The sequence below is a fragment of the Variovorax sp. W1I1 genome, from assembly GCF_030815625.1.
Lineage (GTDB): Bacteria > Pseudomonadota > Gammaproteobacteria > Burkholderiales > Burkholderiaceae_C > Variovorax > Variovorax paradoxus_C.
On sequence record NZ_JAUSWZ010000001.1, the window covers coordinates 6,151,371 to 6,171,738 of the forward strand.

Consider the following 20,368-nt stretch of genomic DNA (forward strand, 5'->3'; position numbering starts at 1 on the left):
GACTCCATCGCTTTTCTTGATGTGTTTATAGGAGTCCCTCGATGGGCAACAAACTGTACGTCGGCAACCTGCCTTACTCGGTGCGCGACGGTGATCTCGAACAGGCATTCGGGCAGTTCGGCGCAGTGACCAGCGCCAAAGTCATGATGGAACGCGACACCGGTCGCTCGAAGGGCTTCGGCTTCGTCGAGATGGGCAGTGACGCCGAAGCGCAAGCTGCCATCAACGGCATGAACGGCCAACCCCTGGGCGGCCGCAGCGTCGTCGTCAACGAAGCACGTCCGATGGAAGCACGTCCCCCGCGCAGCGGTGGTGGCGGCTACGGCGGCGGCGGTGGTGGTTATGGCGGCGGTGGTGGCGGAGGCTACGGCGGCGGCGGTGGTGGTGGCGGCTACGGTGGTGGTGGCGGCGGCGATCGCAGCGGTGGCGGTGGTGGCCGTTCCGGTGGTGGCGGCTACGGCGGCGGTGGTGGCCGCAGCGGTGGCGGCGGCGGTGGTGGTGATGGCGGTTTCCGCAGCCCCTACGGCGCAGGCCCTCGTGGCGGTGGCGGCGGTGGTCGCTCCGGCGGTGGTGGCGGCTACGGCGGCGGTGGCAACAGCGGCTACTGAACCCTGCGCACATAAAGACAAAGGCTCCTTCGGGAGCCTTTTTCATTGAGGAATCGCCGAGCCTGGCTTCAGCTTTCGCCGCTGCGCTTCTTGCGCTCGCGGCCTTGCACGGCGCGATCGAGCAGGGCGTTCGGCAGCATGCGCATGATCTTGGCGATCACGCCCATCTGCCACGGAATCACGCGATAGCTCGTGCCGGCCTCGATGGCGCGCAGCGCCTGGTCGGCAAAGTCCTCTGCCTTCATGAGAAAAGGCATGCCGTAGCGGTTGCCCTGCGTGAGCGGCGTGTCGATATAGCCCGGGCAGAGCGTGACGACCTTGACGCCGCTCTTATGCAGCTCGCCGCGCAGGCTTTCGCAGTAGGCGACGACACCGGCCTTGCTCGCGCAGTAAGCCCCGTGCCCCGGCAGTCCGCGGATGGCCGCGACGCTCGCGATGCCGACCAGCCGCCCGCTGCCGCGCTGCCGCATCGCCGCCACGAACGGATGGAAGGTGGCCATCAAGCCGACGTTGTTGGTCGCGAAGGTCCGCGTCATCACCTCGATGTCTTCGCGCTCCGTCGTGTCGATGCCGACGCTGATGCCGGCATTGGCGATCACCACGTCGGGCAGGCCCTGGCGTTCGATGCAGGCGGTGCCGGCGGCCACGATGCTGTCTGTCTGCGCCACGTCGGCGCTGTAGATCTGAAAACGGCTCGCGTCCAGCTGGCGCCCCGCTGCCCAGGCTTCGATCTCTCCGGTACGCCGTGCAACCAGCGCGAGGCGATAGCCCGCGTCGTAGAAACTCGCCGCCAGCGCCTGGCCGATGCCGCTCGATGCGCCGGTGATGAAGACCAGCGGGGACGACGGAGTGTTCATGCGTGAAGTTTTTTCTTTTGTTCTTCAGCGCGGCTTGCCGCCCGGGGCGGCGGCCGACGGCACCAGCAGCCCGCGCACCCGGCCGGTCAGGTTGGCGACGCCGCTCAGGTTGTCGTAGTCGAGGTTGTCGGCGGTGAACTGGTCGGTGCCGCGGATCAGCGTGACCGGCTTGTTCGACGTCACTCGCTCAGTGTCGAGGAAGGCATGCAGGAATTCGCCGCGGAACTCCAGGCGCGGCGTCGGCTTGCCGTTCGCACCCACCGAAGGATCGCGAATGACGACTGCGTTGCCGAACAACTGGATCTCGCTGCCGTCCGAATTCGAGATCCCTCGATTGGCCGTCGAGCGCGTGGTGTAGCCCTGCGGCGAGACCGAACGCATGTTCACCTCGTCGACCTCGACCGTGTCGGTGTCCGGGTAGTGCCGGCCTTCCTTGCCGTGCAGTTCGCTGCGGAGGTCTCCGTTGGGCAGGAAGTTCTTGATCACGAAGTCGCGCATGAAGTAGTCGGGCTCGTGCGTGGGCGCCGCCTTGGCGGTGGGCTCCAGCAGCTTGGGCGCGTTGCGCACCAGCCAGTAGGTGCCGAGCGCCACGGCCGCCGTCAGGATGATCGGCAGATAGATCGTTGCGCGGTCGAGCACGTCGCGCACCCGGCCCCATGCGCTTTTCAGGTTGTTCATGGGTTCGGGCCTCGCGCGGCGTCGAGCAGGTGCCGGTACTGGCCGCAGGCCGTGAGCAGCAGGTCGCAGAATTCGCGCGCCGCACCTTCACCGCCGCGCGCCTGGGTGACGTAGCGCGCAATGCCGCGCACCTCGACGTGCGCGTTGGCCGGCGCCGCGGCAAAGCCCACGCGCGTGAGCACCGGCAGGTCGGGCCAGTCGTCGCCGATGGCCGCGGCCTGCGCCCAAGTAAAGCCGAGTTGCTCGAGCATGGCTTCGGCCGCGGGCAATTTGTCTTCGGTGCCGTAGCGCACGTGCTCGATGCCGAGCGCCTCGAGCCGCACGCGCAGCGGCTTGGAATCGCGCCCGGTGATCACGGCCGGCACGATGCCCGCCAGCTTCAGCAGCTTGAGGCCGTAGCCGTCCAGGATGCTGAATCGCTTGAGCGTTTCGCCGTGTTCGGTGAAGTAGACGCCGCCGTCGGTCAGCACGCCGTCGATGTCGAAGAAGACGATGCGGACATCCTGAGCGGCAAGCAATGTTTCGGCCTGGAACGCGAGCGGCATCAGATGACTTTCGCGCGCATCAGGTCGTTGATGCTCAGCGCGCCGATCAAGAGGCCCGCCGCGTCGACCACCAGCACGCTGGTGATGCGGTGGTTTTCCATCAGGTCGGCCGCCTCGACAGCCAGCGCGTCGGCGCGCAGCGTGCGGGGGCCGCGGTGCATGACGTCGGCGGCCGTGAGCGCGCGCAGGTCGGCGCCGGTCTCGACCTTCCGGCGCAGATCGCCGTCGGTGAAGATGCCTATCGCGCGGCCTTCGGCATCGACCACGGCGGTGGCGCCGAGCCCCTTGGAGCTCATCTCTCGCATCAGCTCGCTCAAGGTGGCGGTGGGCGCGACGCGCGGCACGTCGGCGTCCGAGCGCATCACGTCGCTCACGTGGGTCAGGAGCTTGCGGCCCAACGCGCCACCGGGATGCGAACGCGCGAAATCCTCCGACCCGAAACCGCGCGCATCGAGCAGCGCCACGGCCAGCGCATCGCCCATCGCCATCTGGGCGGTGGTGCTCGCGGTGGGGGCGAGGTTGAGGGGGCAGGCTTCCTTGGAGACGCCCGCGTCGAGCGTGATGTCAGCATGGCGCCCGAGCGTCGAATCGGCGCGGCCGGTGATCGCGATCAGCGGCACGCCCTGGCGCTTGACCACGGGCAGGATCACGGTCAGTTCCTCGACCTCGCCGCTGTTGGAAATCGCCAGCACCAGGTCGACCGACTTGATCATTCCGAGGTCGCCGTGGCTGGCCTCGGCCGGGTGCACGAACATCGCGGGCGTGCCGGTGGAGGCGAGGGTGGCGGCGATCTTGCGGCCGACATGGCCGCTCTTGCCCATGCCCATCACGACCACGCGGCCGCGCACGTCGAGGATCTTGCGCACGGCGTCGACGAAGCTGGGACCGACGCGGGTCTTCAGACCGAGGACGGCTTCGGCTTCGATGTCGAAGGTCAGGCGTGCCCGAGCGAGGATGGCTTCGGGGTCGACCACGGGGGCCGGGGCTGGGCGGGAACTCATCGGCCGATTTTACGGGCGGGCCAGAGTCGACTGGCGGGTTGTCCCGGGGAAGCCCGGGGCACGGACATTGCTCTAGCATCGGCGCCCATGTCTTCCTTCGATCTCACGCTGTTGTACCTGCTGGCCGCGGTGATCGGCGTGGTGGTCTGCCGGTCGCTCAAGCTGCCGCCGATGCTGGGCTATCTCTCGGCGGGCGTGCTGATCGGACCGCACGCGTTGGCATTGACGGGAAGCACAGAGACCGAGGGCATCCGGCACCTGGGCGAATTCGGCGTGGTGTTCCTCATGTTCGTGATCGGGCTTGAGTTCAGCCTGCCCAAGCTGCGGGCGATGCGCAAACATGTGTTCGGGCTGGGCCTGCTGCAAGTGCTGCTCACCATGGCCATCGCCACGGCCGGCGCCCTCGTCATCGCCACGCAGCTGCCGCCGGCCTGGCGCCTGGGCTGGCAGACGGCGCTGGCGCTGTCGGGCGCGCTCACCATGAGCAGCACCGCCATCGTGGTCAAGCTGATGGCCGAGCGGCTCGAGCTCGAGAGCGAGCACGGCAGGCGCGTGATGGGCGTGCTGCTGTTCCAGGACTTGGCCGTGGTGCCGCTGCTGGTGCTGATTCCCGCGCTCGGCGCACCGCCCGAGGCGCTGGCCAAGGCGCTCGGCTTCGCATTGTTGAAGGCTACCTTCCTGATCGGCCTCCTGCTCTACGGCGGCCCGCGCGTGATGCGCTGGTGGCTCACGCTCGTCGCGCGGCGACGCAGCGAAGAGCTCTTCATCCTGAACGTGCTGCTGATCACGTTGGGCCTGGCCTGGCTGACCGAGCTGGCCGGCCTCAGCCTCGCGCTGGGTGCCTTCATCGCCGGCATGCTGGTGTCGGAAACCGAATACAAGCACCAGGTCGAAACCGACATCCGCCCGTTCCACGACGTGCTGCTGGGACTCTTCTTCATCACCGTGGGCATGTCGCTCGACTGGCACATCGTGGTCGACCGCTGGCTGCTGGTGGGCGTGCTGCTGCTGGTGCCGCTGTTCTTCAAGCTGGCGCTGGTGACGCTGCTGGCGCGAGTGCTGGGCGCGACTTCGGGCGTGTCGCTGCGCACCGGTCTTTATCTTGCGCAGGCCGGCGAGTTCGGCTTCGTGCTGCTGACGCTCGCGCAGGACAAGAGCCTGCTGCCGCCCTGGCTAGCGAACCCGGTGCTGGCCTCGATGGTGCTGTCGATGCTTGCGACCCCGTTCATCATCATGTACAGCAACGCCATCGTACGAAAGCTGGTGGCCAGCGACTGGCTCCAGCAGTCGCTGCAGATGACGAGCATCGCGCGCAAGACCATCAACACCGCCCGGCACGTGATCATCTGCGGCTACGGGCGCTGCGGCCAGAACCTCGCGCGCATCCTGGAGCGCGAGGGCATTCCGTACATGGCGCTGGACCTCGACCCCGACCGCGTGCGCCAGGCCGCCGCCGCCGGCGACTCGGTGGTGTTCGGCGACGCGGCGCGGCTGCAGGCGCTGATGGCCGCGGGCCTCGCCCGCGCCAGCGCGGTGGTCGTCACGTACCTCGACGTGCCCGGCGCGATGAAGGTGCTGGCCAATACGCGCGCCCACGCAGCCCATGTGCCGGTGATCGTGCGCACGCAGGACGATCACGATCTTGAGAAGCTGCAGGCGGCAGGCGCGACCGAGGTGGTGCCAGAGGCCATCGAAGGCTCGCTGATGCTCGCGAGCCATGCGCTGGCGCTGGTCGGCGTGCCGATGCGGCGCGTGATCCGCGTGGTGCAGGACCAACGCGACGCGCGCTACAACCTGCTGCGCGGCTATTTCCACGGCGCCGACGACGACAACGCCGACGAGATCGACCACGAGCGGCTCAACAGCTTCACCCTGACCCCCGGCGCCCGCGCCATCGGCCACACCCTGGAGCAGCTGGCGCTGGACACGCTGGGCGTGCGCGTCGCCACCCTGCGCCGCCAGGACGGCCAGGCCCGCGTGCCCACCGGCGAGACCGTGCTGACGGATGGCGACACGCTGGTGCTGTCAGGCAAACCCACGGCCCTGGCCATCGCGATCGAGCGCCTCCAAAAAGGCTGACGTCTCTCTTCAGGAACACCGAGGAACCGGCTTCGCCAAGCCTCAGGTATTACCCCCGGTAGGGAGTAGGCGAAGCGGCACGGAATGCCGATCAGCCCGGGAGCGAACTCAGTGCCCGAGCTAATTGACCAGAGTGGGGTTGCGCTTTTCTTCTTCGATGCGCTGCTGGCGCCGCACCGCTTCGCACTGCGCGTGGGCCTTGAACTCGGGCTTGAGGCACTGCGTCGCCATGCACTGGGCCTTGGCGATGAAGTTGCGGTCGCCGCACAGAGCCTGCGGCTCGGAAGGCGCGGCGGGGGCCGGTGGCGGCGGTGCCGCTGGCGCAGCAGGCGCTGGCGCTTCCGGGGCTGCGGCCTGGGGCACAACGGTCGCCTGCTTGCGTGGCTTGGCAGCCGGCTTGGGCACAGCGAGCGTCGCTTCTGCTGCGGGCGCCTCTGCGGCCGGCGTCTCCGGTATCACAGCAGGCTCGGCAGGCGGAGGTTCGGCGGCTGGCGGTGCGGCGACGACCGGCGCCGGTGCGGGCGCAGCAACGGGCGGCGGCGGAATTTCGACCGGCTCGGCCGTCTTGCGGCTGCCGTAGCCATACCAGCCCGCAACGACCATCACCACCGCGAGCGCCAGCAGACCCAGCCACAGCGCGAGGCCGCGTCGGCGCAGCGGCGGTTCGGGGGGCTCGGGCGGCCGGGGCACCTTGACCCGCGAGCGCTTCCGCTCGGACCGCTCGCTGCGGGAGGACGATGCCGACGCGGCCGGCTGGCCGGGCGCGAGGATCACAGTGCGCTCATCCCCCGGCGCAGCAGCGGGTGCCCTGCCGAAAAAGCTGCGCGAGGACGGCGCAGGCTCGGGCAGATCGAACAGCGGCGCTGGAATCGTCGGAGCCCGCAACTGGGCGGGCGCGGTGGTGGCCCATTCGCGGTCGGCCTGGCTGTCCGGACTGGGGGGAGGAGGAATACGGCTGGCCGTTGCGGACAGCGTCGTGCCACAGCTCTTGCAGAAATTCGCGCTCTCGCGGTTTTCCGTGCTGCAGACCGGACAGATCGAGGCCATGGCTTACTTACTGACTACTCTCGGGATCGAAAACAAGAACTTGCTGCGGATGCGGCCTGCGGATCTGGGCTCGGGCTTTGCCGGGCACCGAAGACGCCTCAGCCTCTCAGGTCACCGCCACACGCTTGGTGCGGTGCGCCATGCGCTTGGCGATCACGGCGCCGAGCGCCATCGCGATCTCCAGCGCCATGTTCGGCTGACGGTTCGACATTTCCGCAAAGCGGATCGCCGTGAGGCGCCAGACGCGTCCCGCGCCGGTCACGACCACGTTGGCCGCGTGCGGTTGGCGCGAGAAGAAAGCACCTTCACCCACCACCGAACCCGGCGAGAGCACGGCCAGGCGCATCTGTTCCTTGCTGCTGACGCGGTGCACGCTGATGGCGCCGCTCTCGACGAAGAACACGGAGCGGTCGGGCGTGTTCTGCTCGATGAGCACGTCGCCCACGCCGGTGTCGATGGGCTGCAGGTAACCGGCCACCGTGTCCCATTGCTGGACGGTGAACGTCAACGCAAAAGCGTCGGTGCTCGTGTTTTCCGCGATGGCGCGGCTCAGGTTCTGGATGGACATTTTTTCTTCGGCCCCCGCATGTGGGTTGAAGTATCCGCGAAGGCCGCGACTTTCGGCTACAAGTGTTTACGTTTCACCGGGCGACGCGTTGCCATGTGTCGCTATTTCCCGATACAGAAACGCGAAAAGATGACACCCAGCAGATCGTCGGCGCCGAACTCCCCGGTGATCTCGTTGAGCGCGTTCTGCGCCAGGCGCAGCTCCTCGGCCAGCAGGTCGAGCAACTGGGCCTGGGCCGCCAGGTGGCTCGCGGCCAGAGCCAGGTGCGTCTCGACCTTGCCCAATGCCTGCACATGGCGCGCCCGTGCGAGGTAGACGCCTTCGGGCACCGACTGCCAGCCGGCCATCGCCAGCAATTGTTCGCGCAAAGCCTCGATACCGAGACCGGTCTTCGCGGACAGCGCGATGCCTTCGGCCGGGGCGGCAGTCGGCGCGGCGTCCTGCTTGTTCCAGACATCGAGCACCGGCACGCTCGCGGGCAGCTTGCCCTGGAGCCCGCGCAGGATCTCGGCATCGGCGGCGGCGTAGTCCGGCTGGGCGGCGCGCGTCAGGTCGTGCAGGAACAGCACGGCATCGGCGCTTTCGATCTGGCCCCAGGCGCGCGCCACGCCGATCCGCTCGACCTCGTCGCTGCTTTCGCGCAGGCCCGCGGTGTCGGCCACGTGCAGCGGCACGCCGTGGATCTGGATCGTCTGCGAGACCACGTCGCGCGTAGTGCCCGCCACCGCGCTCACGATGGCCAGCTCGGCGCCGGCCAGTGCATTGAGCAGCGAACTCTTGCCCGCATTCGGCTGGCCCGCAATGACGACCTTGATGCCTTCGCGCAGCAGGGCGCCCTGTTTGGCGCGCTGCTGAACGGCGGCGAGTTGCGTCTGCAGCCTGGCGAGTTGCCCTGTGGCATCGGCCTTCTGCAGGAAGTCGATTTCTTCCTCTGGAAAGTCGAGCGTTGCCTCGACCAGCATCCGCAGGTGGATCAGCGCATCGCGCAGCGTGTGGATCTCGCGCGAGAACGCGCCCGACAGCGAACGCCCCGCGCTGCGTGCGGCCGCCTCGGTGCTGGCGTCGATCAGGTCGGCGATCGCTTCGGCTTGCGCCAGATCGATCTTGCCGTTGAGAAAAGCACGCTGACTGAATTCACCCGGCTCCGCCACGCGCAGGCCCGGGAGGCGCGGGCGCCCGGTGACCGGATCGGCTTCCGCCGCCGCTTCGAGGCAACGCGCCAGCAGCAGTTGCAGCACGACCGTGCCGCCGTGGGCCTGCAGCTCCAGCACGTCTTCGCCGGTGAAGGAGTTCGGCGAAGGAAAGTGGATCGCCAGCCCGTGATCGACCGGCTCGTCGTCGGCATCCCGGAACGGCAGGTACGTCGCCTCGCGCGGCTTGAGCGCTCGCCCGCAGATCGCCTCGATCAGCGGCGCCAGCCGCGCGCCGGACACCCGCACGATGCCCACCGCCCCGCGCCCCGAGGCGGTGGCGATGGCGACGATGGGATCGGTGGTGCGGGCGAAGGTCATGGCAAGAGCGCGATTCTTTCAGCAAAAAGGAAAAGGGCCGCGGATGCGGCCCTTTGCGGTCACGGTGGTGGTGCGGCTTACTTGCCCAGCACGCCCAGCCGCTTGTTGATGAACCACTGCTGCGCGATCGACAGCACGTTGTTCGTGATCCAGTACAGCACCAGGCCGGCCGGGAAGAAGATGAACATCACGCTGAACGCGAGCGGCATGATCCACATCAGCTTGGCTTGCATCGGATCGGGCGGCGTCGGGTTGAGCCAGGTCTGGAACAGCGACGTGGCCGTCATCACGACCGGCAGGATGTACCAGGGGTCCGGTGCCGAGAGGTCGGTGATCCAGCCGATCCACGGTGCGTGGCGCATTTCGACCGACGACAGCAGCACCCAGTAGAGCGCGATGAACACCGGGATCTGGATCACGATCGGGAAGCAGCCGCCCATCGGATTGACCTTCTCGGTCTTGTAGATCCGCATCATCTCTTGCTGCATTTCTTGCGGCTTGTCTTTGAGCCGCTCGCGCATTTCCATGATCTTGGGGTTGATGGCCTTCATCTTGGCCATGCTGGCGTAGGCCTTGGCGTTGAGCCAGTAGAAAGCCGCCTTCAGCAGCACCACCAGTGCCACGATCGCCCAGCCCCAGTTGCCCAGGATGCCGTGCAGTTGCGTGAGCAGCCAATACAGCGGCTTGGAGATGATCGCGAAGATGCCGTAGTCCTTCACCAGGTCCAGGCCGGGGGCGATGGCTTCGAGCTTCCGTTCTTCTTCGGGACCGGCGAACAGCACGCTGTTCACGGTCTGCGTCGCGCCCGGAGCGATCTTCGGCAGCGTGGCCACCATGGCGACGGTGAAGAGGTTGTCGCCCAGGTCCTTCACGCGGAATTCGCGGCGCAGTTGCTCGCTGGCGGGGTCGCCCTTGAGCAGCCAGGCCGACGCGAAGTAGTGCTGCACCATCGCGATCCAGCCGTCGTTGGCGGGCGGCGGCGGTTCGATCTTGCCCTTGGCGATGTCCTTGAAGTCGAGCTTGTGGAACTTCTTCTCGTTGGTGTACGCGGCGGGACCGGTGAAGGTGTTGGTGCCGAACATCGTGCCGGCGGCCACCGTGCCGTGGCGCAGGAGCTGCATGTAGAGCTGCGCGTCGCGCGGCTGGTCGCTCACGTTGGCGACTTCGTGGCGCACGCCGATGGCGTAGTCGCCGCGGTGGAACACGTAGGTCTTGGTGTACTTGAGGCCGCCGACTGGGGCGCTTTCGAAGCTCACTTCCAGCGTGTTCTGGCCGTCGGCCATTTCGCGCGGGCCGGCCTTCGGCGTCATCGGCGTCAGGTGGTTGGGGAAGCGGTCACCGGTATCGATCGTATTCAGCAGGCCGGTCTGCGCCACGTAGCGGGTGGCGGGCGAGCCGTTTTCGAACAGCACGACGCGCTTGGTGCGGTCGGCTTCGTCGTACTTCTGCAGTTCGAGGTGGTTGACCGTGCCGCCTTCGCTGTCGATCGTGGCCTTGAACAGGTCGGTGGTCACGACGACCTGCTCGCGGGGCGCGGCGGCCGCAGCCTGCGTGGGCACAGCGCCCGCGTTGCCGCTGGTACCGGATGCCGTCGGCACGCCATTGCTGGCCGCGGGCGTGGTGCCAGCCGGAGCGGTGGCAACAGCAGCGGGCTTGCTCGACGGCAGGAAGGTCGGCTTGTTGCCGTTGAAGACCTGCCATTGGTCCCACAGCAACACCAGCGAGAACCCAAAAATCACCCACAGGATCGTGCGGCGGATATCGTTCATGACGAAGACTTCTTGTCGGAGGAGAGAAGAGACGAAAACAGCGAGCCTGACTTGTCAGTGCGACACGGTGATTTCGGTGGAACCGGATCGTGGCCGCCCTGGCACCAGGGCTGGCAGCGCGCGATGCGGTGCAGAGTGAGGTAGCTGCCCTTGAGCGCGCCGTGCACTTCCAGCGCCTCGATCGAATACACCGAGCAGGTCGGCGTGAAGCGGCACGACTGGCCGAGCCAGGGGCTCAGCAGCAGGCGGTAGCCCTTCACGAGGCCGATCAGCAGGCGTTTCATGAGGAGGAGGGGGAAGAAGGTGCAGGTGCCGGTGCGGGCGAACGCGCGGCGCGCGCCAGCAACTGCTGGAGTTCGGCGCGCACGGCGCCCTTGAGCTTGTCCGAGGACGCGCTCACGAATTCCTTGCGGTCGAAACCCGCCCGCAGCCGCACCACGTGCGCAGCACGGGGCAGGGCGACGTCGGGTGCGGCGCTCACGGTGTAGATCTGGCGCTTGATGGCATTGCGCGTGACGGCACGGCGCGCCCAGCGCTTGGGCACCATGGCGCCCAGCCAGACATCGTCAGACGCGAACAGCGGAGCCGCGCTCGATGCGAGATCGAGCGCACAGCGATGCAATGCGAAATGAGCAGTGCGCGCCACGGTGGCACCTGCGAGGACGGCCTGGAATTGCGCGCGGGTCTTGAGCCGCTGCATGGAAACCGAGCCTGACACGCCGTGTGCGCTAGCTGAGGGAGCTGGCGCTGGCGGGTCGGCTGCTGGCAACGGCAGGTGAGTTGCCGTCAGACGGCCAGGCGCTTGCGGCCCTTGGCGCGGCGTGCGTTGATGACGGCACGGCCGCCGCGGGTCTTCATGCGGACCAGAAAGCCGTGGGTACGGGCGCGGCGGACTTTGGATGCTTGGTATGTGCGTTTCATGATGGTTCCTGATTCCCTGATTTCCGCATGCGAAAAGCAGCGGGCGCTGGGGAGCGTGTTTCGGATGGCCCCCGAAAGACGCAATGAGGTTTTCAGGGAAACCCGCAATTATCGCAAACATTCGGCCCGGGAACAATCTTCGACTGGATTTGCGGGCCTTTCGCAGCCGTCCACAGCGTGTGGATAAGGTTTTGACAAGTTAGAATGCCCGGCGCCTTCCAGCAGAGAATATCCACAATACCTATACCAAGAAATGCCCGAGGGTTCCACCACTTTTCAAAGCGCCCATGTCGACTGACGGCATCGGCGAAAGCCTCTGGCAGGCCTGCGTCGACCAGCTCGCGCAGGAGCTGTCCGAGCAGCAGTTCAACACCTGGATCAAGCCCCTGACCGCACAGGTTGCGGACGACCTGTCGCGCATGACGGTGTTCGTGGCAAACCGCTTCAAGCTCGACTGGATCCGCGCCCAGTACGCCGGCAAGATCGCCGCCATGGCCGAGAAGATGTACGGCCAGCCGGTGGCCGTCGAGTTAGCGCTCGCTCCTCGCGAAGCGCCCGTGCGCTCTGCGCCCATCGCCGTGATGACCGAGACCGATGTGCCGCGCGACGTGGCCGGTCCGGGCGAAGAGCCGGCCGCTGCCGGCTTCAAGAATCGTCTCAATTCGGGCCTCACTTTCGACACCCTCGTCGAAGGCACGGCCAACCGCATGGCGCGCGCCGCCGCGATGCACGTGGCCGGCATGCCGGGCCATCTGTACAACCCACTTTTCATCTACGGCGGCGTCGGCCTGGGCAAGACCCACCTGATGCACGCTGTGGGTAACCGGCTCTTGGCCGATCGCCCCGATTCCAAAGTTCTCTACATCCACGCCGAGCAATTCGTGTCGGATGTGGTCAAAGCCTATCAGCGCAAGACTTTCGATGAGTTCAAGGAGCGGTATCACTCGCTCGACCTGCTGCTGATCGACGATGTGCAGTTCTTCGCCAACAAGGACCGCACGCAGGAAGAATTCTTCAACGCGTTCGAGGCCCTGCTCGCCAAGAAGTCGCACATCGTGATGACCAGCGACACCTACCCCAAGGGCCTGGCTGACATCCACGAGCGGCTGGTTTCGCGCTTCGATTCCGGCCTCACGGTGGCCATCGAGCCGCCCGAGCTCGAGATGCGCGTGGCCATTCTTATCAACAAGGCGCGCGCCGAATCGGCCGAGATGCCGGAAGAGGTGGCTTTCTTCGTTGCCAAGAACGTGCGCTCCAACGTGCGCGAGCTCGAAGGGGCGCTGCGCAAGATCCTGGCTTACTCGCGCTTCAACCAGAAGGAGATCTCGATCGCCCTGGCGCGCGAGGCGCTGCGCGACCTGCTGTCGATCCAGAACCGGCAGATCTCGGTCGAAAATATCCAGAAGACGGTGGCCGACTACTACAAGATCAAGGTCGCCGACATGTACAGCAAGAAACGCCCGGCCAGCATTGCGCGGCCGCGGCAGATCGCGATGTACCTGGCCAAGGAGCTCACGCAAAAAAGCCTGCCGGAAATCGGCGAGCTGTTCGGCGGGCGCGACCACACGACGGTGCTGCACGCGGTGCGAAAGATCTCGGGCGAGCGCCAGCAGCTCACCGAGCTCAACCAGCAGCTGCACGTCCTCGAACAGACGCTCAAGGGCTGAAGCCGGATGTCATCAGAAATGCCCCTCGCGACAGCGGAGAATGGCGTCTTACAAGCTGATTCAAAGAGATAGAGAAGAGGAAGAAGACATGATCGTTTTGAAGGCAACCCAAGACAAGGTTCTTGCAGCGCTGCAGTCGGTGTCGGGCATCGTCGAGCGGCGCCACACGCTGCCGATCCTGGCGAACGTGCTGATCCGCAAGACCGGCGGCCAGCTCCAGCTGACCACCAGCGACCTCGAGATCCAGATCCGCACCACGGCCGAGCTCGGCGGCGACGAAGGCAACTTCACCACCACCATCGGCGCGCGCAAGCTCATCGACATCCTGCGCACCATGCCCGCCGACCAGACCGTGAGCCTCGAGTCGAGCGCGAGCAAGCTGGTGCTCAAGGGCGGCAAGAGCCGTTTCACGCTGCAGTCGCTGCCCGCCGAAGACTTTCCGCTGGTGCAGGAAGCCGCCAATTTCGGTCCCGTGTTCAGCGTGCCGCAAAAGACGCTGAAGGACCTGCTCTCGCAGGTCTCGTTCGCGATGGCCGTGCATGACATCCGCTACTACCTGAACGGCATCTTGTTCGTTGCCGAAGGCAAGCAACTGAGCCTCGTGGCCACCGACGGCCACCGCCTGGCGTTCTCCTCGGCCATGCTCGACGTCGAAGTGCCGCGGCAAGAAGTGATCCTTCCGCGCAAGACCGTGCTCGAAATGCAGCGCCTCCTGTCCGACGCCGAAGGCGCCATCGAGATGCAGTTCGCGAACAACCAGGCCAAGTTCAGCTTCGGCGGCATGGAGTTCGTCACCAAGCTGGTCGAGGGCAAGTTCCCCGACTACAACCGCGTGATCCCGAAGAACCACAAGAACACCGTCACGCTCGGCCGCGCGCCGCTCCTGGCCAGCCTGCAGCGCACCGCCATCCTGACCAGCGAGAAGTTCAAGGGCGTGCGCCTGAACATCGAGCCCGGCACGCTGCGCATCGCATCGAACAACGCCGAGCAGGAAGAAGCCCAGGACGAGCTCGACATCGACTACGGCGGCGACGCCATCGAGATCGGCTTCAACGTCACCTACCTGATCGACGCGCTGTCCAACATGGACCAGGACATGGTCAAGCTGGACCTGGCCGACTCCAACAGCTCGGCCTTGTTAACCATCCCCGAGAACGCATCTTTCAAGTACGTCGTGATGCCGATGCGTATCTAGCAGACGAACCACACAGCGCCTTGCGCAGACAACCCGCGGCCCTCCGCGGGTTTGCGCTTTCAAGAGGCGGCGAATTGAGTTCTTGAGAGCCCGAAAAATCACGTCGATGACGTGAGAGAGATAGAGGAATATCGAATGAGTGCAGAAGAAAACAAGCCCGAAGTCCCGCACACCGAGCCGGTCTACACGCCTGAAGTGCAGGTCGTCGCGCCCGAAGTCATCCTGGCCGACACCAGCTACGGCGAAGGCTCGATCACGATCCTGGAAGGGCTTGAAGCCGTGCGCAAGCGCCCCGGCATGTACATCGGCGATACCTCCGACGGCACGGGCCTGCACCACCTCGTGTTCGAAGTCGTGGACAACTCCATCGACGAAGCGCTGGCCGGCCATTGCGACGACATCGTCGTGACCATCCACAGCGACAACTCCATCTCGGTCACCGACAACGGCCGCGGCATCCCGACCGGCGTGAAGATGGACGACAAGCACGAGCCCAAGCGCTCGGCCGCCGAAATCGCGCTCACCGAACTGCACGCGGGCGGCAAGTTCAACCAGAACAGCTACAAGGTCTCGGGCGGCCTGCACGGCGTGGGCGTGTCCTGCGTGAACGCACTGAGCATCAAGCTGCGCCTGATCGTGCGCCGCGAAGGCAAGATCCACGAACTCGAATTCAGCCGCGGCTTCGTGCAGAACCGCCTGCTCGAAACGGTGAACGGCTTCGAGGTCTCGCCCATGAAGATCATCGGCGACACCGACAAGCGCGGCACCGAAGTGCACTTCCTGCCGGACACGGAAATCTTCAAGGAAAACAACGATTTCCACTACGAGATCCTCTCCAAGCGCCTGCGCGAGCTGAGCTTCCTGAACAACGGCGTGCGCATCCGCCTGCTCGATGAGCGCACCGGCAAGGAAGACGACTTCTCGGGCGCCGGCGGCGTGCGCGGTTTTGTGGAATTCATCAACAAGGGCAAGACCGTCCTGCATCCGAACTCGTTCTATGCAGCGGGCGAGAAGCCGGCCGACACCTACGGCGGCATCCCCGGCACGCACATCGGCGTGGAAGTGGCGATGCAATGGAACAGCGGCTACAACGAGCAGGTCCTCTGTTTCACCAACAACATCCCCCAGCGTGACGGCGGCACCCACCTGACCGGCCTGCGCGCCGCGATGACCCGCGTCATCAACAAGTACATCGAAGAGAACGAGTTCGCGAAAAAAGCGAAGGTCGAGGTCACCGGCGACGACATGCGCGAAGGCCTGTGCTGCGTGCTGAGCGTGAAGGTGCCCGAGCCCAAGTTCTCGAGCCAGACCAAGGACAAGCTGGTGTCCAGCGAAGTGCGTGCGCCGGTGGAAGACATCGTCGGCCGCCTGCTCACCGACTACCTGCAGGAGCGCCCGAACGACGCCAAGATCATCTGCGGCAAGATCGTCGAAGCCGCCCGCGCCCGCGAAGCCGCCCGCAAGGCCCGCGAAATGACGCGCCGCAAGGGCGTGCTCGACGGCATGGGCCTGCCCGGCAAGCTGGCCGACTGCCAGGAGAAAGATCCTGCCCTGTGCGAGGTCTACCTGGTGGAGGGCGACTCCGCCGGCGGCTCCGCCAAGCAGGGCCGCGACCGGAAGTTCCAGGCCATCCTGCCGCTGCGCGGCAAGATCCTGAACGTCGAAAAAGCGCGCTACGAGAAGCTGCTCACCAGCAATGAAATTCTCACGATGATCACCGCGCTGGGCACCGGCATCGGCCGCGCCGGCGCGACGACTGCGGGTGGCGGGGCCGACGACTTCAACGTCGCCAAGCTGCGCTACCACCGCATCATCATCATGACCGACGCCGACGTCGACGGCGCCCACATCCGCACGCTGCTGCTCACCTTCTTCTACCGGCAGATGCCGGAGCTGGTCGAGCGCGGCCACATCTACATCGCGCAGCCGCCGCTCTACAAGGTGAAGGTCGGCAAGGAAGAGCAGTACCTGAAGGACGGCCCCGCGCTCGACGCCTTCCTGCTCAAGGTGGCGCTGAAGGACGCGCGCATCGAGACCGGCGGCGCGAGCTCGACCACGCTCACCGGCGACACCCTGGCCGAGCTGGCGCGCAAGCACCAGGTGGCCGAGTCCGTGATTGCGCGCCTGCGCAACTTCATGGACGCCGAAGCGCTGCGCGCCATCGCCGACGGCGTGGCGCTCGACCTGGACACCACGCCCGCCGCCGAAGCCTCGGCCGTCGCGCTGCAGGCCAAGCTGCGCGAACTCAACACGACCGGCATTCCGGCCGAGGTGAGCAACGAGTTCGACGCCCGCACCGACAAGCCGCTCCTGCGCATCAGCCGCCGCCACCACGGCAACATCAAGAGCAGCGTGATCACCCAGGACTTCGTGCACGGCGCCGATTACGCAGCGTTGGCCGAAGCAGCCAACACCTTCCGTGGCCTCCTGAGCACCGAAGGCGCGCTGGTCAAGCGCGGCGAGGGCGAACGCGCCAAGGAAGAAAAGGTCGACGACTTCCGCCAGGCCATGAAGTGGCTCATCAGCGAAGCCGAACGCGCCACCTCGCGCCAGCGCTACAAGGGCCTGGGCGAAATGAACCCCGAGCAGCTGTGGGAAACCACCATGGACCCGACCGTGCGCCGCCTCCTGCGCGTGCAGATCGACGACGCGATCGAAGCGGATCGTGTGTTCACGATGCTGATGGGCGATGAGGTGGAGCCGCGGCGCGAGTTCATCGAGCAGAACGCATTGCGGGCGGCGAATATCGACGTTTGAGCGAGCGTCGCACGCATTTCCAGCGCAATTGCCGCAATCCCCTGCCGGGGATTGCGGCAATTTTTATTGCGGCAACGCTTCGCTTGAGACGATCGGCAAATCGTCACTTATTGGGGAAATTTTCCCCGAGAATTTCAGCCCCCGGCCTCGGAATTGCATGACGGCACGTTCGCCAATTGCCAATGATCCGTAAAGCTAGATCGAGTTTGAGTTGTTGCCTTCATAAATTACAGGTAGATTTCGAATGCCGGCTCAATTCTTATTGGCGTTCCGCGGATGACCAACAGCAGAATTCACGTAATTATTTCAGCAATGAAGCCAGTGTATGGTTTGGCGTTCCTGGCTTTTCTGAGCGTCTTCTTCGACCATTCAGGCTAGGTTTTCTGCAATTTTTAATTTCAGCGCTAAATACAAAAAGCTCAACTGTGGCGAGCCTGCCTGATTTTTTTCACAGTTTTTATAGTGTGATCACCCTCGACCTCAAGCTAAAAAGGATTGAAAGTTTTTCAATTGCTTGGAAATTCATTTCCGCACAAGCAGAGTCTCCCCAATTGATCAGGCGCCCGGTTTCGATTACCGGCCATGTGCTTCTTTTATTTCTCGATTTTTATTGATCCGAGAAATTCGAATCCACCGGTGCTGCAATTCGGCAAGCCACCACGCTATTGGCAACCCAACCGGAACCGCTTGTCGCGCGCTGCATGTCTTTCGCTGCGCAGCCGATCCTGTGAATACATGTCCTGCGGCTGCCGTGCGGCGGCATCGAGCCGTTTGACGTATTCATCCAGCTGGCTGCATTCAGCCATCGCGCTGTCGACATTGCGAGCCACCTGCCGCTCGTATTGCTGTTGCTGCTCGGCGATGGCGGTGTTGTTCCGGTTCGAAGCCTCTCGTTCCGCGACGCTCATCCCATCCGCAATGTTCACGTCGCGTCGGAGGCGAACCGTCGTGGCGCGTGAGCCCGGTGGGCAGGGTCCATCCGAGTAAGCGGCCTTGCCCGAAGACGTGAGGCACTTGGTCACCTCGAAAGTGTCGGGTGGGGCGGGGACGGGGGCGGGAGATGGCGACGGCGGCACGGGCGCAGCACGGCCGATCGGCGCTGGTTGCGCTGTCGGGCGCTGTTGCGCAGGCTGGGAAGAAGCGCGCTGCGCCAGCAACCATTCCGCGCCCCGAAATAGCAGGAACACGAGCAACGCGGCGAGCGCCAGCCACAACGCCCAGTGGCGATCCCGCTTCGGCCTCAAACCACGCTCCCATGCCGTCATCGCCTCTCGGCGTTCGCGCAGGGGGTCGTGGTCGTCGGTGCCGTTCATCGGAGACGCAGTATCTCCGCGAAGGCGCAACAGGCGGGCGTCGGACCTGCTAGCTTTTCACGCGACCAGGTTGCCCACGGCCCTGAACCGCAGCCGCCACACGCGCGATCCCGCCCGTCCCGCTCGCAGCCCGCCCGATCAGCGCCCCGCCGGCCGCACCGGCCACCAGGCGCGCAATGAAAGACCGGCTGCGCCCCGAAATCAGCAGCAGCAACACACCCGCCCCGAGCACGGCCAGGTGCTCGCCCGGAAAGTCGGCCCGTTGGGCATCGACACGCTTGAATTCGTTGATCGTCGACTGGATGGTCATTCGAAAGCTCCTTCTGTAGTCATGCCTCGTTGTTAGCCGGCGCTGCCGTGCACCGCTGTAGGCGCGAACCATGCACCCGTGCGGGCCGGCCTCAAAAGCGTTGCGTCTCAGGGTTTCCGTGAGGTCGGAGTCCGGAAACGGCCGCGATGCCCGTCACACAGCCGTCATCAGCTATTAAAACAATAGCGTTCAACTTCGATTCGAGGATCGTTCCTCGTAAACGCTATATCTAGCCCGACTCTTGCTAAGCAAAATCCTCGACGGATTTCACGTCATGCAAGATCGAGGACAACAAGCAATGAACCCTATGCGTCTCCGGCGGCCACTGGCCGCTTTGGTACTGGGCGGTACAGCAGCATTCCTCGGCGCCGTCTTGCCGGCGCACGCTTTCTCGAACCCGCCCATCCAGGTGGCGCAAGGCGTCGAGTACATGTGCGGCGGCGCAGCCAAGGGCGAGGCCGAGTTCATGGAAATGGTGGCGCCGCGCTGGGCCGCGACGATCGAGCTGGGCGTGAGCGACGGCAAGGGCGCGCAGTTCGCGGGCTTCCCGGCCAAGGCCTCGGTCGAGATCCGCCAGAAATACACCGGCCAGACGGTGATGGATGTGCAAACGCAGGCGCCCTACATGCTTGCGCGCCTCGACCCGGGCGCCTACGACGTGAACGTCACGCTGGGCGGGCTCACGCTGACGCAGACGCTGATCGTGATTGCCGGCGTGCCGGGCCGCGCCTCCTTCCTCTGGCCGTCGAACTTCGACATGGCCTCGGTCACGCCACCGATGCCGCAGGCACTGGCGCAGACCTCCGCCGCTCGCTGAGCCCCAGCATCGGCCGCACGACGGCCGCATGCCCGGCCTGTGGTGGCCATCGACAGGTCAGTCAGCCTTTTCTAAGTCGTGCGCCGCACATTGGCGGCGTGGCTTCGCCATCACGACCTGGAAAGGATTCAAGACCATGACCTCCCGTTTTTCTTCCTCTTCTTCTTCGCGCATGCGGCCGCTGGCGGCCGCCATGCTGTGCGGCGCTGTCCTGCTGGGGGCGCTGTCGTCGGCGCACGCGGCGGTGAATCCGCCGATCTACATGACGCACGGCGTCGAATACATGAGCGGCGGCATCGGCAGCGACGAGGCGCAATTGATGGAAACGGTGTCGCCGCGCTGGCCCGCGACCTTCGAATTCGCGGTCAAGGACCACAAGGGCAGCGCCGATTTCGCGGCCGGCGTGCACGTCACGGTGCGCGACAGCAGCGGCACCAAGCTGCTGGACAACGTGGTGTCGGGCGGCCCGTTCATGGTGGCGCGGCTGGAGCCGGGCACCTACGAGGTCGAGGCGCGCATCGGCAGCCAGACGCTCAAGCAATCGCTCACTGTGCCGACCGGCGCGTCCGCCAAGGCCATCTTCGAATGGCCGGCAGGCACCGACATGGCCTCGGCCGGCACGCGCACGGTGCAGTGACGCGGCGGCAGCGGTTGCCGGTGCAGCTTGCCGGCGTCGCGGAAATCTGATGCTCGTCAACCCACAGCGCCCGCTATCCGGGCGTCGC

At 65.6% G+C, this 20,368-nt stretch carries 21 protein-coding genes; 8 read left to right on the top strand and 13 right to left on the bottom strand.

The genetic code is table 11. The features are described from left to right. Positions 1 to 41 precede the first annotated feature (41 nt). Positions 42 to 608, top strand: a complete 567-nt coding sequence (locus tag QFZ83_RS28600; RefSeq protein ID WP_307511765.1) for an RNA-binding protein — start codon at positions 42 to 44, stop codon at positions 606 to 608. A 68-nt stretch (positions 609 to 676) separates the two neighbouring features. Here the strand turns inward: QFZ83_RS28600 and QFZ83_RS28605 are convergent, their stop codons facing one another. Genes QFZ83_RS28605 through QFZ83_RS28620 form a run of 4 tightly spaced genes read right to left on the bottom strand, consistent with a single transcriptional unit; the run spans position 677 to position 3,689 of the window. After that, positions 677 to 1,465 carry an SDR family oxidoreductase gene (locus QFZ83_RS28605; RefSeq protein WP_307511767.1) on the bottom strand — a complete coding sequence of 263 codons (789 nt, stop codon included), beginning with the start codon at positions 1,463 to 1,465 and terminating at the stop codon, positions 677 to 679. A 24-nt stretch (positions 1,466 to 1,489) separates the two neighbouring features. Beyond that, on the bottom strand, positions 1,490 to 2,143 hold the full coding sequence (gene lptC / locus QFZ83_RS28610; RefSeq protein WP_306881325.1) for an LPS export ABC transporter periplasmic protein LptC: 654 nt from the start codon (positions 2,141 to 2,143) through the stop codon (positions 1,490 to 1,492). Beyond that, positions 2,140 to 2,688: an HAD family hydrolase gene (locus QFZ83_RS28615; protein WP_013544358.1), complete on the bottom strand. Its 549-nt coding sequence runs from the start codon at positions 2,686 to 2,688 to the stop codon at positions 2,140 to 2,142. Before QFZ83_RS28615 ends, lptC begins: the two co-directional genes overlap by 4 nt. Next, a complete protein-coding gene (locus tag QFZ83_RS28620) occupies positions 2,688 to 3,689 on the bottom strand; it encodes an SIS domain-containing protein (protein ID WP_306881326.1) in 1,002 nt (333 codons plus the stop codon). Before QFZ83_RS28620 ends, QFZ83_RS28615 begins: the two co-directional genes overlap by 1 nt. Before the next feature lie 87 nt (positions 3,690 to 3,776). On the opposite strand from QFZ83_RS28620, the gene QFZ83_RS28625 reads away from it, so the two are divergent. After that, on the top strand, positions 3,777 to 5,768 hold the full coding sequence (locus tag QFZ83_RS28625; protein ID WP_307511768.1) for a monovalent cation:proton antiporter family protein: 1,992 nt from the start codon (positions 3,777 to 3,779) through the stop codon (positions 5,766 to 5,768). A gap of 120 nt (positions 5,769 to 5,888) precedes the next feature. Here QFZ83_RS28625 and QFZ83_RS28630 read toward each other — a convergent pair whose 3' ends face one another. The 7 genes from QFZ83_RS28630 to rpmH all read right to left on the bottom strand — a co-directional run bounded on the left by QFZ83_RS28630 (position 5,889) and on the right by rpmH (position 11,584). After that, a complete protein-coding gene (locus QFZ83_RS28630; protein ID WP_307511769.1) occupies positions 5,889 to 6,815 on the bottom strand; it encodes a zinc-ribbon domain-containing protein in 927 nt (308 codons plus the stop codon). A 106-nt stretch (positions 6,816 to 6,921) separates the two neighbouring features. Continuing rightward, a complete protein-coding gene (locus tag QFZ83_RS28635) occupies positions 6,922 to 7,383 on the bottom strand; it encodes a Crp/Fnr family transcriptional regulator (protein WP_013544362.1) in 462 nt (153 codons plus the stop codon). Between the two features lie 101 nt (positions 7,384 to 7,484). Continuing rightward, complete coding sequence (gene mnmE / locus QFZ83_RS28640) at positions 7,485 to 8,894, bottom strand: tRNA uridine-5-carboxymethylaminomethyl(34) synthesis GTPase MnmE (RefSeq protein ID WP_307511771.1); 1,410 nt, start codon at positions 8,892 to 8,894, stop codon at positions 7,485 to 7,487. A 77-nt stretch (positions 8,895 to 8,971) separates the two neighbouring features. Beyond that, the gene (gene yidC, locus QFZ83_RS28645; protein ID WP_307511772.1) at positions 8,972 to 10,663 is read right to left on the bottom strand and encodes a membrane protein insertase YidC; all 1,692 of its coding nucleotides are present in this window, start codon (positions 10,661 to 10,663) and stop codon (positions 8,972 to 8,974) included. Further along, entirely contained in the window at positions 10,660 to 10,947 is a 288-nt protein-coding gene (gene yidD / locus QFZ83_RS28650; RefSeq protein WP_013544365.1) for a membrane protein insertion efficiency factor YidD, read from the bottom strand. The genes yidC and yidD overlap by 4 nt, the downstream gene beginning before the upstream one ends. Further along, positions 10,944 to 11,363 (bottom strand): ribonuclease P protein component, encoded by a 420-nt coding sequence (locus tag QFZ83_RS28655; RefSeq protein WP_307511775.1) that lies wholly within the window; start codon positions 11,361 to 11,363, stop codon positions 10,944 to 10,946. Before QFZ83_RS28655 ends, yidD begins: the two co-directional genes overlap by 4 nt. 86 nt (positions 11,364 to 11,449) lie before the next feature. After that, the gene (gene rpmH / locus QFZ83_RS28660; protein ID WP_007834827.1) at positions 11,450 to 11,584 is read right to left on the bottom strand and encodes a 50S ribosomal protein L34; all 135 of its coding nucleotides are present in this window, start codon (positions 11,582 to 11,584) and stop codon (positions 11,450 to 11,452) included. 287 nt (positions 11,585 to 11,871) lie between these two features. Between rpmH and dnaA the strand changes: the two genes are divergently transcribed. From dnaA to QFZ83_RS28680, 4 genes are all read left to right on the top strand, one after another. Then, complete coding sequence (gene dnaA / locus QFZ83_RS28665) at positions 11,872 to 13,251, top strand: chromosomal replication initiator protein DnaA (RefSeq protein WP_013538471.1); 1,380 nt, start codon at positions 11,872 to 11,874, stop codon at positions 13,249 to 13,251. Between the two features lie 88 nt (positions 13,252 to 13,339). Next, positions 13,340 to 14,446, top strand: coding sequence for a DNA polymerase III subunit beta (gene dnaN, locus QFZ83_RS28670; protein WP_013538472.1), 1,107 nt, complete (start codon positions 13,340 to 13,342; stop codon positions 14,444 to 14,446). A gap of 135 nt (positions 14,447 to 14,581) precedes the next feature. Further along, a complete protein-coding gene (gyrB, locus tag QFZ83_RS28675) occupies positions 14,582 to 17,203 on the top strand; it encodes a DNA topoisomerase (ATP-hydrolyzing) subunit B (RefSeq protein WP_013538473.1) in 2,622 nt (873 codons plus the stop codon). 182 nt (positions 17,204 to 17,385) lie between these two features. Then, complete coding sequence (locus QFZ83_RS28680) at positions 17,386 to 17,817, top strand: hypothetical protein (RefSeq protein WP_307511777.1); 432 nt, start codon at positions 17,386 to 17,388, stop codon at positions 17,815 to 17,817. A gap of 48 nt (positions 17,818 to 17,865) precedes the next feature. Here QFZ83_RS28680 and QFZ83_RS28685 read toward each other — a convergent pair whose 3' ends face one another. Together QFZ83_RS28685 and QFZ83_RS28690 are read right to left on the bottom strand one after the other, a co-directional pair. Next, positions 17,866 to 18,516, bottom strand: a complete 651-nt coding sequence (locus tag QFZ83_RS28685) for a hypothetical protein (RefSeq protein ID WP_307511778.1) — start codon at positions 18,514 to 18,516, stop codon at positions 17,866 to 17,868. A gap of 49 nt (positions 18,517 to 18,565) precedes the next feature. Then, a complete protein-coding gene (locus QFZ83_RS28690; RefSeq protein WP_307511779.1) occupies positions 18,566 to 18,826 on the bottom strand; it encodes a hypothetical protein in 261 nt (86 codons plus the stop codon). A gap of 298 nt (positions 18,827 to 19,124) precedes the next feature. On the opposite strand from QFZ83_RS28690, the gene QFZ83_RS28695 reads away from it, so the two are divergent. Beyond that, complete coding sequence (locus QFZ83_RS28695; RefSeq protein WP_013538476.1) at positions 19,125 to 19,643, top strand: hypothetical protein; 519 nt, start codon at positions 19,125 to 19,127, stop codon at positions 19,641 to 19,643. Between the two features lie 136 nt (positions 19,644 to 19,779). Next, a complete protein-coding gene (locus QFZ83_RS28700) occupies positions 19,780 to 20,280 on the top strand; it encodes a hypothetical protein (protein ID WP_307511780.1) in 501 nt (166 codons plus the stop codon). Positions 20,281 to 20,368: the final 88 nt, after the last annotated feature.